General features: G+C 64.0%; 14 protein-coding genes. 12 read left to right on the top strand and 2 right to left on the bottom strand.

What is annotated here, in order from left to right:
• The first annotated feature begins 39 nt into the window (after nt 1–39).
• The 12 genes from rplO (at nt 40) to VWN43_RS08100 (ending at nt 10,798) form a co-directional block, all read left to right on the top strand.
• On the top strand, nt 40–564 hold the full coding sequence (gene rplO, locus VWN43_RS08155; protein WP_253515109.1) for a 50S ribosomal protein L15: 525 nt from the start codon (nt 40–42) through the stop codon (nt 562–564).
• Nucleotides 565–668: 104 nt separating this feature from the next.
• Nucleotides 669–2,033: a preprotein translocase subunit SecY gene (gene secY / locus VWN43_RS08150; RefSeq protein ID WP_253515110.1), complete on the top strand. Its 1,365-nt coding sequence runs from the start codon at nt 669–671 to the stop codon at nt 2,031–2,033.
• Between the two features lie 31 nt (nt 2,034–2,064).
• On the top strand, nt 2,065–2,712 hold the full coding sequence (locus VWN43_RS08145; RefSeq protein WP_320179924.1) for an adenylate kinase: 648 nt from the start codon (nt 2,065–2,067) through the stop codon (nt 2,710–2,712).
• 67 nt (nt 2,713–2,779) lie between these two features.
• Complete coding sequence (locus VWN43_RS08140) at nt 2,780–3,424, top strand: SRPBCC family protein (protein WP_320179925.1); 645 nt, start codon at nt 2,780–2,782, stop codon at nt 3,422–3,424.
• An 84-nt stretch (nt 3,425–3,508) separates the two neighbouring features.
• A complete protein-coding gene (gdhA, locus tag VWN43_RS08135; protein WP_324292769.1) occupies nt 3,509–4,870 on the top strand; it encodes an NADP-specific glutamate dehydrogenase in 1,362 nt (453 codons plus the stop codon).
• Nucleotides 4,871–5,148: 278 nt separating this feature from the next.
• Nucleotides 5,149–5,517 (top strand): 30S ribosomal protein S13, encoded by a 369-nt coding sequence (gene rpsM / locus VWN43_RS08130; RefSeq protein WP_253515113.1) that lies wholly within the window; start codon nt 5,149–5,151, stop codon nt 5,515–5,517.
• A 55-nt stretch (nt 5,518–5,572) separates the two neighbouring features.
• Nucleotides 5,573–5,962, top strand: coding sequence for a 30S ribosomal protein S11 (rpsK, locus tag VWN43_RS08125; protein WP_253515114.1), 390 nt, complete (start codon nt 5,573–5,575; stop codon nt 5,960–5,962).
• Between the two features lie 108 nt (nt 5,963–6,070).
• Entirely contained in the window at nt 6,071–7,126 is a 1,056-nt protein-coding gene (locus VWN43_RS08120; RefSeq protein ID WP_253515116.1) for a DNA-directed RNA polymerase subunit alpha, read from the top strand.
• A gap of 218 nt (nt 7,127–7,344) precedes the next feature.
• Nucleotides 7,345–7,767, top strand: a complete 423-nt coding sequence (rplQ, locus tag VWN43_RS08115; RefSeq protein WP_253515118.1) for a 50S ribosomal protein L17 — start codon at nt 7,345–7,347, stop codon at nt 7,765–7,767.
• Nucleotides 7,768–7,858: 91 nt separating this feature from the next.
• On the top strand, nt 7,859–9,241 hold the full coding sequence (locus tag VWN43_RS08110; RefSeq protein ID WP_320179926.1) for a serine hydrolase domain-containing protein: 1,383 nt from the start codon (nt 7,859–7,861) through the stop codon (nt 9,239–9,241).
• A 133-nt stretch (nt 9,242–9,374) separates the two neighbouring features.
• Nucleotides 9,375–9,941 (top strand): hypothetical protein, encoded by a 567-nt coding sequence (locus tag VWN43_RS08105; RefSeq protein WP_253515122.1) that lies wholly within the window; start codon nt 9,375–9,377, stop codon nt 9,939–9,941.
• 116 nt (nt 9,942–10,057) lie between these two features.
• Nucleotides 10,058–10,798, top strand: a complete 741-nt coding sequence (locus VWN43_RS08100; RefSeq protein ID WP_320179927.1) for a hypothetical protein — start codon at nt 10,058–10,060, stop codon at nt 10,796–10,798.
• Here VWN43_RS08100 and VWN43_RS08095 read toward each other — a convergent pair.
• Nucleotides 10,795–11,415: a trimeric intracellular cation channel family protein gene (locus VWN43_RS08095; RefSeq protein WP_320179928.1), complete on the bottom strand. Its 621-nt coding sequence runs from the start codon at nt 11,413–11,415 to the stop codon at nt 10,795–10,797. The genes VWN43_RS08100 and VWN43_RS08095 overlap by 4 nt on opposite strands.
• Complete coding sequence (locus VWN43_RS08090; protein ID WP_320179929.1) at nt 11,412–12,113, bottom strand: PepSY domain-containing protein; 702 nt, start codon at nt 12,111–12,113, stop codon at nt 11,412–11,414. The genes VWN43_RS08095 and VWN43_RS08090 overlap by 4 nt, the downstream gene beginning before the upstream one ends.
• Nucleotides 12,114–12,126 lie beyond the last annotated feature (13 nt).

Raw genomic sequence — 12,126 nt, 5'->3', positions numbered from 1 at the left:
ACCCCGTGATGGGGCCTAGAAAGCGAAAGCGAGTGCACTATGAAACTTAATGATATCCGCGACAATGCCGGCGCACGCAAGAGCCGGATCCGTGTCGGCCGTGGCATCGGCTCGGGCAAGGGCAAGACTGCCGGCCGTGGCCAGAAGGGCCAGAAGGCCCGTTCGGGTGTAGCCATCAAGGGCTTCGAAGGCGGCCAGATGCCGCTCCACATGCGTCTGCCGAAGCGCGGCTTCAACAATCCGTTCGGCAAGGACTTTGCCGAAGTGAACATCGGCATGGTGCAGAAGTTCATCGACGCCAAGAAGCTCGACGGATCGAAGGTCCTCGACCACGAAACGCTGCGGGCCGCTGGCCTCGCGCGCGGTGGCAAGGACGGCGTCCGCCTCCTCGCCAAGGGCGAGCTCAAGGCCAAGGTCACCTTCAAGGTTGCCGGTGCCTCCAAGGGCGCTATCGAGGCAGTCGAGAAGGCTGGCGGCAAGGTCGACGTGATCCCGGCCGACAAGCCCGAGCACGAGAAGAAAGCTGCTCGCGCCGAAGCCAATAAGGCTGCCAAGGCAAAGTAAGCGGGATAATTCGGGGGGCGGGTTCGACAATCCGTCCCCCGCTCCCTATCTAGCCTTCCTGTGCCGGGAGGGACCGGCGCCAATTCAGGATTGAACAGATTCCCATGGCATCACGCGCCGACAATATCGCGAGCAATATGAGTCTCGCAAACTTCTCCAAGGCCACCGAGCTGAAGAACCGTATCTGGTTCACTATCGCGGCCCTGATCGTCTTCCGCTTTCTCAGCTTCGTTCCGCTTCCGGGCGTGAATCCGCTGATTCTGGGTGACCTCTACGATCAGACGCGGGGCGGGATCCTCGACCTGTTCAACACTTTCTCGGGCGGCAGCCTTGAGCGCATGAGTCTCATCGCGCTCGGCGTCATGCCCTATATTACCGCCTCGATCGTGGTGCAGCTGGCAGCCGCGCTGCATCCCAGCCTCGCCGCGCTCAAGAAGGAAGGCGGCGCGGGCCGCCAGAAGCTCAACCAGTATACGCGCTACGGCACCGTGTTCCTGTGCGCGATCCAGGGCTGGTTCCTCGCTTCGGGCCTCGAAAGCTTCGGCGCGCAGAGCGGGCTGCAGGCAGTGGTCGATCCCGGCATCATGTTCCGCGTCGGCGCGGTCATCAGCCTCGTTGGCGGGACTATGTTCCTGCTGTGGCTGGGTGAACAGATCACCAGCCGCGGTATCGGTAACGGCGTTTCACTGATCATCATGGCGGGCATTGTCGCCCAGTTCCCAACCTTCGTTTCGAACCTCGGTTCGGGCTATTCGGAAGGCTCGATCGCCACCGGGATCATCGTCGGGCTGATCGCGATGGTTGTGATCCTGATCCTCGTGATCTGTTTCATGGAACGCGCGCAGCGCCGCCTGCTGATCCAGTATCCCAAGCGCGCGACGCAGCGCGGCATGATGCAGGCCGACCGCTCGCACCTGCCGCTCAAGCTGAACACCGCTGGTGTGATTCCGCCGATTTTCGCCAGTTCGCTGCTGTTGCTGCCGCTGACGATCACCCAGTTCGCCGGCAATTCGGTCGATACCGATAGCGCTGCGGGGGGTGTGCTCCAGTCGGTGCTGCAATATCTCCAGCACGGCCAGCCGCTCTATATGGCGCTGTATGCCCTCGGCATCATCTTCTTCTGTTTCTTCTACACCGCGATCGTCTTCAATCCCGAAGAGACCGCCGAGAACCTGAAGAAGAACGGCGGCTTCATCCCGGGTATCCGTCCGGGCAAGCGCACCGAGCAGTATCTCGACTATGTGCTGACGCGTATCACCGTGATCGGGGCAATCTACCTGACGATCGTTTGTGTGCTGCCTGAATACATGATCGCACAGACCGGCGTTCCGCTGTTCCTCGGCGGCACCAGCCTGCTCATCGTGGTCAATGTGACAGTCGATACGATCAGCCAGGTCCAGTCGCATCTGCTGGCACACCAGTATGGCGACCTCATCAAAAAAGCGAAGTTGAAGGGACGCCTGCGTTAAGGCACAGCACGGGCGAAGGGGACAATACGCGATGGACATTATCCTCCTGGGCCCTCCGGGCGCCGGTAAGGGAACGCAGGCTCAGCGACTGGTCGAGCATCATGGCATGCGCCAGCTCTCGACCGGTGACATGCTGCGTGACACGCGCAAGGCCGATACCGAACTGGGCCGTACGGTCGCCGACATCATGGATTCGGGCGGGCTCGTTTCGGACGAGATCGTTTCGGCCATGATCGATGCCAAGCTGACCGAGATGGGTCCCGAGATCGGCGCGATCTTCGATGGCTATCCGCGGACCGCGGCGCAGGCCGATCAGCTCGACGAAATCCTCGCGCGGCACGGCCGCAAGCTCGACCATGTGGTCGAACTCGAAGTGAACGAGGATGCACTGGTGGAACGGATCACCGGGCGCTTCACCTGCGCCAATTGCGGTGCGGGCTATCACGACGTCTTCAAGCTCCCCGAGAAAGAGGGCGTGTGCGACAAATGCGGCTCGACCGAATTCAAGCGCCGCCCCGACGATAACGAGGACACCGTGCGTACCCGCATGCAGGAATATCGCGGCAAGACTGCCCCGATCTTGCCGGGCTACGAAGCACGCGGTATAGTCAGCCGGGTCGATGGCATGGCTTCGATCGAAGACGTGACCCACGCGATCGACGCGATCCTCGCGGACTGATCGACCCGCCGCTTCCAAACAGGCGCAACTTCGCTTAGGACGTTTCTCCGCACAGGGGAGAGGGTCCATGCGTCTTGTCACAACGGTTCTTGCCGCAGCCACGCTGACGGCTGCGATGCCGCTTTCGGCCACGGTTGCCGAGACCAGCGAACGCGGCTTCGTGACGCAGGACCAGGCCGATGTCGCGGCCAGCCCGCTGGATACATGGCTCGCGCTGATCAGGCCCGCTGCCTGGTGGAACGACGCGCATACCTGGTCCGCCGATGCCGCCAATATGACACTGACCCCGCAGGCGGGCGGTTGCTTTTGCGAGCGCGTGCCCGGCGAGGACCGCGAGGACGGGTTTTCGCTCGACGGCAGCGTCCAGCACATGACCGTCATCCAGGCCTATCCGCTCAGGAACCTGCGCATGCGCGGGGGGCTCGGCCCGTTGCAGGGCGAACCGGCCACCGGTGTGCTGACGATCACGCTCGAGGAAATCGCGGGCGGGACGCGGATCCGCTGGGAATATGCCGTCGGCGGCTCCATGCGCTACGAGGTTGCCTCGATTTCGCAGGCCGTGGATGCCGTGATGAGCCAGCAATTGCATGGCCTCAGGGATTATCTCGGGGCGCTCGAAGGGGCGGGCGGGGCAGGCGGCGAAGCCGATGATCCGGCCGATGGGGAAGCGACTATCGAGGCGCAGATCGACGCCTTGCAAGACACCGAATAGCACAAGCCGACGAGCGCCCGGCGAACGGGCGCCGGGGTCGCAAACATCAACTCGCCCAACCGGGCACCAGGGGGGAATTGCGACATGGCATCCGTCTACGACAGGCACGTGGATCTTTCGACATTCATGGAGGGCGTGAAGAAGCGCAATCCGGGGCAGGACGAGTTCGTCCAGGCGGTCCAGGAAGTGGCGCAGGACGTCTTCCACTTCATCGAGGACAAGGAAGAATACCACGAGGCGCAGATTCTGCGCCGGATCGCCGAACCCGACCGGATCGTCAGCTTCCGCGTGTGCTGGGAGGACGACAATCACTGCATCCGCGTGCAGCGCGGGTGGCGGGTGCAGAACAACAATGCGATCGGCCCCTACAAGGGCGGGATCCGCTTCCACCCCAGCGTCAATGAAAGCGTGCTCAAGTTCCTCGCCTTCGAACAGACCTTCAAGAACTCGCTCACCGGCCTGCCGATGGGCGGCGGCAAGGGCGGGGCGAACTTCAACCCCAGGGGCAAGAGCGACAGCGAAGTGATGCGCTTCTGCCAGAGCTTCATGACCGAGCTCTACCGCCATATCGGCCCCGATACCGATGTGCCCGCAGGTGACATCGGCGTGGGCGGGCGCGAGATCGGTTATATGTTCGGCCAGTACAAGCGCATCACCAATCGCTGGGAAGGCGTGCTGACCGGCAAGGCGACCGAATATGGCGGCTCGCAGATGCGCCCCGAAGCGACCGGTTATGGCGCGGTCTATTTCCTGCAGAACATGCTGACGCACAAGGGCGACGCGGTCGAGGGCAAGAGCGCGGTGATCTCCGGCTCGGGCAATGTTGCGACCCATGCGGCGGAAAAGATCGTCCAGCTGGGCGGCAAGGTGCTCACCCTGTCCGACAGCGGCGGTTTCATCCACGACCCCGACGGGTTCGACCAGGACAAGATCGACTGGGTCAAGGATCTCAAGACCCGCCGCCGGGGACGCATCTCCGAATATGCCGACCACTTCACTTCCGCCTCGTTCCACGAGGGACGGCGTCCGTGGGACGTGCCATGCGACCTGGCGCTGCCATGCGCGACACAGAACGAACTGAACGAAGATGAGGCGCGCAGCCTCGTCGACAATGGCTGCAAGGCGGTGTCCGAAGGCGCCAACATGCCGACCACGCTCGACGGGGTGAAGGTCTTCCACGATGCCAAGATCATGTACGGCCCCGGCAAGGCGGCGAATGCCGGCGGGGTCGCGGTCTCGGGGCTCGAGATGAGCCAGAATTCCGAACGGATCGCGTGGAACCACGAACGGTTGGGCCAGATGCTGACCGAGCTGATGGAGGGAATCCACGGCAAATGCGTCGAATATGGCGACCAGGGCGATGGCTACGTCGATTACGTCAAGGGTGCCAACATCGCCGGGTTCAAGAAGGTCGCCGATGCGATGCTCGCATTTGGAGTGATGTAGGGTTTTGACCTTCGCGGCGTCAGGCGCTACAAGGCTTGCAACACCTCGCGAGCCGCCCATCCGGCGGTCTCGTTGGTTTGCGTGTGCTGGGCGGTTGACGCCGCGGGCGAATCCCCTAAGCGCGCTCTTCATTCGACATTGCGGTGAGTCCGGCGGCGACAGCCAAATTGGGCGCCCGCCTGCCCATTTGTATCAGGCAGGCACCGCGAGCGTCGATGAATGGAGCGATGAGATAGGGTTAACCGGATGTCCGGTCCCTGTGGAGCATGGAGAAGTAAGTGGCTCGTATTGCCGGGGTAAATATCCCCACCAACAAGCGCGTGATCATCGCGCTCACCTATATTCACGGAATCGGCCGGACCAAGGCCGTCGAGATCGCCGACAAGCTCGGCATCGATCACGCGCGCCGCGTGCAGGACCTGTCCGACGAGGAAGTTCTGCGCGTTCGTGAAACGATCGATGAAGAGCACATGGTCGAAGGCGACCTTCGCCGTGACACGGCTATGAACATCAAGCGCCTTATGGACCTGCGTTCGTATCGCGGCCTGCGTCACCGTGTCGGCCTGCCCGTCCGCGGCCAGCGCACTCACACCAACGCCCGGACCCGCAAGGGCAAGGCCAAGCCGATCGCTGGCAAGAAGAAGTAAGCGGAGGGATTTCCCTACGCTTTTGCCTTCTTGATAGATTAGAGGAATACAGACCATGGCACGCGAACCCGGCCGCGTTAGGCGCCGCGACAAAAAGAACATTTCGAGCGGCGTTGCGCATATCAACGCCAGCTTCAACAACACGATGATCACCATCACCGATGCACAGGGCAATGCGATCAGCTGGTCCAGCGCCGGCATGATGGGCTTCAAGGGCAGCCGCAAGTCGACTCCCTATGCCGCGCAGGTCGCCGCCGACGACGCGGGCCGCAAGGCCGTGGAACACGGCGTGCGCACCCTCGAGGTCGAAGTGAAGGGTCCGGGGTCGGGTCGTGAGAGCGCACTGCGCGGTCTTGCGGCTGTGGGCTTCACCATCACCTCGATCCGTGACGTGACGCCGATCCCGCATAACGGGGTCCGTCCTTCCAAGCGTCGTCGCGTCTGATCCGTACCTGCCTGGCGGCTCGCTAGCGGGCCGCCGACACCCTCTCACGGACCGGACGCTCTTACTGAAGAGCGCCGGTCCTGCCCGCATCCGAACCAGGGGATTTTCATGTCCGTCAACATCAAGAACTGGCAGGAACTCAAGAAACCCAATGTCCTTGATATCAAGGAATCCGGCGACAAGGCGCGCAAGGCGACCTTCGTGGCCGAACCGCTCGAGCGCGGCTTCGGCCTGACGCTCGGCAACGCACTGCGTCGCGTGCTGCTCAGCTCGCTCCAGGGTGCCGCGATCACCTCGATCAAGATCGAGAACGTGCTCCACGAATTCAGCTCGCTTGCCGGCGTGCGCGAAGACGTTACCGACATCGTCCTCAACGTGAAACAGATCGCGCTGAAGATGGAAGGCGAAGGCATGAAGCGCCTGCAGCTTTCCGCTACCGGCCCCGGCGAAGTGAAAGCCGGCGACATCGCCGTGTCGGGCGACATCGAAGTGATGAACAAGGATCTGGTGATCTGCCATCTCGATGAAGGCGCGACGCTCAACATGGAGCTCACTGCCGACATCGGTAAGGGCTACCGTCCGGCAGTCATGAACCGCCCCGTCGATGCGCCGATCGGCCTGATCCCGGTCGACTCGCTGTTCTCGCCGGTCCGCCAGGTCAGCTACAAGGTCGAGAACGCCCGTGTTGGCCAGGAACTCGACTACGACAAGCTTTCGCTGTCCATCGATACCGACGGCACTGTCACTCCCGAAGACGCCGTGGCCTATGCCGCACGCATCCTTCAGGACCAGCTGACGCTGTTCGTCCACTTCGAAGACGGCATCCCGCAGCCCAGCTCGGCCATGATCGGCCAGGCTGCAGAGCCGCAGGAAAGCGACACCAACCAGCTCAACCGCTACCTTCTCAAGAAGGTCGACGAGCTGGAACTGTCGGTCCGTTCGGCCAACTGCCTCAAGAACGACAACATCATCTACATCGGCGACCTGGTCCAGAAGACCGAGGCCGAGATGCTCCGTACGCCGAACTTCGGCCGCAAATCGCTTAACGAGATCAAGGAAGTGCTCTCGTCGATGGGTCTGCGCCTCGGCATGGACATCCCCGGCTGGCCGCCGGAAAACATCGAGGAAATGGCCAAGAAGCTCGAACAAGAGCTGCTGGGTTAAATTGAAGGTGCGAGGGTCGGACATCCGTCCGACCCTTGCGGCACCAGCCCACTCCCCCACCCGGCCACCCATTCAGGATCATGCCGTGGGTGGCCGGGTGGGGGAGTGGGCCGGCACCGCCCCGACCGCAAGGTCGGAAACAAACGGGAGGGTCGGCCCTATCCGACCAGCTACGGGCTACCTCGCACGGGCCCCTATCGAACGAAGGATGATTTGAAATGCGTCATAAAATTTCCGGCCGTAAGCTGCAGCGCAAGACCGGCCACCGTAATGCGATGCTCCGCAACATGGCCGCCGCGCTGATCAAGCACGAGCAGATCATGACCACTTTGCCCAAGGCGAAGGAAATGCGGCCTTACATCGAAAAGCTGATCACGCTGGCCAAGCGTGGCGGCCTGTCGAACCGTCGCCTCGCCATGAGCCGCCTGCAGGACGAAACCCAGCTCAAGAAGCTGTTCGACGTTCTGGCCGAGCGTTACGACGACCGTGAAGGTGGCTACAGCCGCGTGATCAAGGCCGGTTACCGCGGCAGTGACGCCGCCCAGATGGCCATCATCGAACTCGTCGACCGCGACGTGGACGCCAAGGGCCAGGATTCGGGCCCGGTCATGAACGAAGACATGGACCTCGAAGAGGCGTAAGCCGCATTCGAAACCAGACAAGCGGGGCCGGGCAGGAAACTGTCCGGCCCTTTTGTTTTGCCTGCACGAAAAGCCGTGCCACAAGGCGCGCATGATCAGACATGTCCTCGCAGCCGCCGCGCTGCTCGCCGCCACGCCCGCCGCTGCCCAATCGACCACGCAGGAAGCGCTCGAGGCGCGCTATGACCGCGCGCTCGCTGCGGGCTACAAGGCGCTGTTCCTGTGCAGTGCGATCGCGAATGCAGAGCGCAATGGCGCCGCCCGGACGCCCGCCCGTGTCGAGGCCTGGGAATTGACCGGGATCCAGGCACCGCTCGATCAAATCGCACCTGAGCTGAGTTATGAAATCCATCGCCGGCCCGCATCCCGGGCTACTGCCGCGGGCTCGAACGAAGTCAGCCATGTCAGCGTCGCGTGGGCAGAGAGCATGCCGCCCCGGATCGCGATCCACGATTCGCGGATGGGCTGCCAGCTTGCCCCCATTGGCGGAGGGCTTCCTCCCTTCGTGACTACCCGGTCCGGCCAAAACCATCCGGTCGCCGCGGTGACGCCTTTCGCGAAGGGCGCGTTGCAAACGGTGGGCGAGGGCGCCTTCGCCCAGAACTATGGTGAGGGAACACGGACCACGGCGGTGCTGGTGCAGCGCGGCGGAACGCTGCTGGGCGAAGCCTATGCGCCTGACTTCGGACCGGCCGTGCCGCAGCGCACTTGGTCGGTTGCCAAGAGCATTGCCGCGACCTTGCTCGGCGCCGCGCAGGCGCGGGGCGAAGTGCAGGTCGATACCCGCGCAGGATTGGGCGGGAGGATGCAGGACCACACCCGCTACGGGATCACGATCGACCATCTCCTGCGCATGGCATCGGGGCGCTATTCGGACACGCCGGGCAACCGCACCGATCCACTCTATTTCGGCGGCTCGTCGGTTGGGGAAACCGCGACCAGCTGGCCGGTCGTCCATCCGCCGGGATCGGTCTATCGCTATGCCAATAACGACACGCTGATGGCGGTGCGCGCGATCAAGCCGGGGTTTGACGAACATCCCCCGGCCGCGCTGTTCGAGAAGCTGGGCATGCACCACACCGTGGCCGAAACCGACTGGCAGGGTGAGTACATTCTCTCGAGCCAGGTGTGGTCGACCGCGCGCGATCTGGCGAAACTGGGCCAGCTCTATCTCGATGACGGCATGCTCGCCGATGGCACGCGTATCCTGCCCGAAGGCTGGGTCGACTATGTCTCCGCGCCCACCGGTCCGCAGCCCGACAGTCCGTTCGGCTACGGCGCGGGGTTTTGGCTGCTCAACACTTCCGACGGGGTCCCTGCCGACACATTCGCCGCAATGGGGAATCGCGGGCAGTTCATCGTAATCGTGCCAAGCATGAACGTCGTGATCGTGCGCCGGGGCGAAGATCCAACCGGATCGCGCTTCGATATCGCTGCGTTCACCCGTGATGTGCTTGAAACGCTTGAGGATTAGGCGTTCATAAAAAGAGCTATATACCTGAACAATCGCTGTCGCCAGAGTTCAGCGTCACCTCACGCAAGTCCCTCTAGAACCCTTCTCATAGCCGAGGCAATCCCGCCGCGGCACCGACGAGGAGGACCTCGAGATGCAACAATTGACCAAAACGTTCGCGAAGGGTGGGATCGCAACGGCTGCCGTCGGCGCGCTGGCGCTGGCCGGAGCCACGCCCGCCCAGGCCCGCGGTGATGATGACGGGATTTCGGTCGGCGAAGTGATCGCCGGCGCAGTGATCATCGGCGGCATCGCCGCCATCGCCAGCGCGGCCAGCAAGGACCGCGACCACTACCGCGACGGTCGCTATTACCGCGATGGCCAACGCTACAACAACGGCAACGACTATCGCCGCACCGCCTATGCCACGCGCGGCAACCCGCGTTCGGCGGTCGAGCGCTGCGTCAGTGCCGCCCAGACCGATGCGCGCCGCTATGGCTATCGCATCGCGCAGGTAACCGACATCCGCGACGTCGACGACACCCGCTATGGCTGGAAGGTCAAGGGCACGATGGTCGTCGATGGGCAGCGCGGGTACAACTCGCGCTATGACCGCCGCGATCGCCGGTACAGCGACCGCGACAGCGGCAGCTTCACCTGCTCGATCGAGCGCGGTCGCGTCACCTATCTCGACTTCAGCGGCATCCGCGGACTGCGCTGATACCCGCTTTACGGACCCCCCAGGGCGGTTCAGGCTTCATTTAGCCTGGGCCGCCTAGTCCTGTCTGATCGATAATCGCGCGCCGGGTGGGGGCGTGACCACTGGGGTACCGGACCATGCCGTCCATCAAATCGCTTTCCGCCGCGCCCGCGCTGCTTGCCGCGCTCTCGCTGACCGCCATGCCGGTGCAGGCCGCCGAACTGCCCGCGCCCGCAGCGCCCGTGGCGGCGCATTCCGCCCCCGCGTGGATGCCGGGCGATGACGACGCAGCGGGACACCGCCGGTATCGCCACCGCCGTGATCGCGGCGTCGATGCGGGCGATGTGCTGGCAGGTATCCTGATCATCGGCGGGATTGCCGCCATCGCCAATGCGGCGAAGGGCTCGAGCGAACGCTATCCGACCCGTGACAGCCGTTATCCCGAACCGCGCCGCGGCGGGGTCAGCTATGATGACGGACGCGGGATCGACCGCGCGGTCGACATGTGTGTCGAAGAGATCGAACGCAGTGCCCGCGTTGAAACCGTCGATGCGGTCAATCGCGATGCGCGCGGCTGGACCGTCAGCGGCGCGCTTTACGACGGGCAGGGGTTCAACTGCGCGATCGGCGCCGATGGCCGTATCGAATCAATCGGCTATGGAACCGGCGGCTCCAGCTACGACAGCTACGGCAGCTATGACGACGCAGCGCGCCTTGAAGGTGAGGATCGCCAGTATGACGATGCCTATTACGCCGCCATGCGCGCGCGCAGCGATTCTGCGCAGCCCGCCTATCCGGGCGGTCCCCTGCCGGGGGATGAGGATGCGGTCGATGCCGATCTCGAATACGGCACCGGCTACCGGGGAGCGGAGCGCTAGTCGCGCTGATAGGCAGGTAGCGCCAGGTTCCACCTGATTGCGGCGAGGCGCAGGCCATAACCCGCGGCGGTTGCGCCCACCCAGACCCATTCGCGCATGATTCCCGCGACATCGCCGAGCACCGTCAGGCTGGCCGATAAGGCTGCGGCGGTGACATAGAGCTCGGGCCGCATCAGGATCGATGGACGCCCGGCGACCACGTCGCGGATGATCCCGCCGACACAGCCGGTGATGACCCCCATCAGCGCGGCAGGGACCGGCGGCACGCCATATTGCAGCGCCTTGGCCGAACCGAGCACGGCATAGGCCGCCAGCCCCAGGCCATCGGCAATCGACAGGAAGCGGCCCGCCCACCACCGCGTCGGGATGAACCACGCGAACAGCGCCACCGCGAGGCACACGCCCGCGACCCCGCCATCGTGGATCCAGAAAACCGGCGCACCGATCAGCAGGTCGCGCACCGTGCCCCCGCCAACGCCGGTAACCAGCGCGAAGAAGGCCAGCGTGACGAAGGTCTGCCGCTCCTTTGCGGCAACCAGCGCCCCTGTCAGCGCAAAGATCGCCACCCCGGCAAGGTCGAGCCAGTCGAGCAGCGGGGTCAGGACTTCCGTATTCATTTGGCGCCCACCCTTGCGCTGCGCCGGCGGAACATGAGGATGCAGCCGAACAGCGCGCCGATTACCGCCAGCAGGGCGAAGAAGATCAGGATCGGGTGATGCGTGTCCTCGCGCGTCTGCAAATCCATGATGTGCAGGCCCCAGACGAAATCGAAGGTCCGCCACCAGCGCGTGCGCACCGCCTCGATCTGGCCGGTTTCGGTGCCGACATAGACATGGGTGCCGTCCGCCAGCGCCACCTGCCAGACCGGCAGTGGGCGGCGGAAATCGAAGGGGACGTCCTCGGCTGCAAAGCGCGCGGTCGCGGTGACCTTGTCGCCGCCCTCGATACCTTCGGCCACGATCAACCGCGCCTCGACCTCGGACAGCGGGCCCATCGCGCTGCCATCGGGGCGGTATCGCGCGGTCGTCCCGTCCATATAGGCGATGCGCGTGATCGTCTCGCCGCGTTCGACCTGCGTGGTGACCGCGCGCACCGGCCGGGTGCTTTCGGCGGGCAGCGAGACCGCGATCTCGGTATCGGCGGGCAGCGCACGCTCGGGCACCTGCTTGCGCAGATGATTGCCGCGCACTTCCTCGATCGGCTTGGCCACCATGACCAGCCCGGTCACGGTCCACATCAGCACCGGCAGACCGACCAGCCAGCCCAGCCAGATGTGCCACCTTGAAATGCGCTGCATGATGCGCGGACGTTGCATTGCGTCGAGGCTC

This window comes from Qipengyuania sp. HL-TH1 (genome assembly GCF_036365825.1).
In the GTDB taxonomy this organism is placed as follows: Bacteria; Pseudomonadota; Alphaproteobacteria; order Sphingomonadales; family Sphingomonadaceae; genus Qipengyuania; species Qipengyuania profunda.
This window is presented reverse-complemented; position numbering and strand designations above follow the sequence as displayed.

Excerpts from the sequence above, each read along its gene's own strand:
- rplO (WP_253515109.1), top strand. The coding sequence starts at position 40 with ATGAAACTTAATGATATCCGCGACAATGCCGGCGCACGCAAGAGCCGG.
- secY (WP_253515110.1), top strand. The coding sequence starts at position 669 with ATGGCATCACGCGCCGACAATATCGCGAGCAATATGAGTCTCGCAAAC.
- VWN43_RS08145 (WP_320179924.1), top strand. The coding sequence starts at position 2,065 with ATGGACATTATCCTCCTGGGCCCTCCGGGCGCCGGTAAGGGAACGCAG.
- VWN43_RS08140 (WP_320179925.1), top strand. The coding sequence starts at position 2,780 with ATGCGTCTTGTCACAACGGTTCTTGCCGCAGCCACGCTGACGGCTGCG.
- gdhA (WP_324292769.1), top strand. The coding sequence starts at position 3,509 with ATGGCATCCGTCTACGACAGGCACGTGGATCTTTCGACATTCATGGAG.
- rpsK (WP_253515114.1), top strand. The coding sequence starts at position 5,573 with ATGGCACGCGAACCCGGCCGCGTTAGGCGCCGCGACAAAAAGAACATT.
- VWN43_RS08120 (WP_253515116.1), top strand. The coding sequence starts at position 6,071 with ATGTCCGTCAACATCAAGAACTGGCAGGAACTCAAGAAACCCAATGTC.
- rplQ (WP_253515118.1), top strand. The coding sequence starts at position 7,345 with ATGCGTCATAAAATTTCCGGCCGTAAGCTGCAGCGCAAGACCGGCCAC.
- VWN43_RS08110 (WP_320179926.1), top strand. The coding sequence starts at position 7,859 with ATGATCAGACATGTCCTCGCAGCCGCCGCGCTGCTCGCCGCCACGCCC.
- VWN43_RS08105 (WP_253515122.1), top strand. The coding sequence starts at position 9,375 with ATGCAACAATTGACCAAAACGTTCGCGAAGGGTGGGATCGCAACGGCT.
- VWN43_RS08100 (WP_320179927.1), top strand. The coding sequence starts at position 10,058 with ATGCCGTCCATCAAATCGCTTTCCGCCGCGCCCGCGCTGCTTGCCGCG.
- VWN43_RS08095 (WP_320179928.1), bottom strand. The coding sequence starts at position 11,415 with ATGAATACGGAAGTCCTGACCCCGCTGCTCGACTGGCTCGACCTTGCC.
- VWN43_RS08090 (WP_320179929.1), bottom strand. The coding sequence starts at position 12,113 with ATGCAACGTCCGCGCATCATGCAGCGCATTTCAAGGTGGCACATCTGG.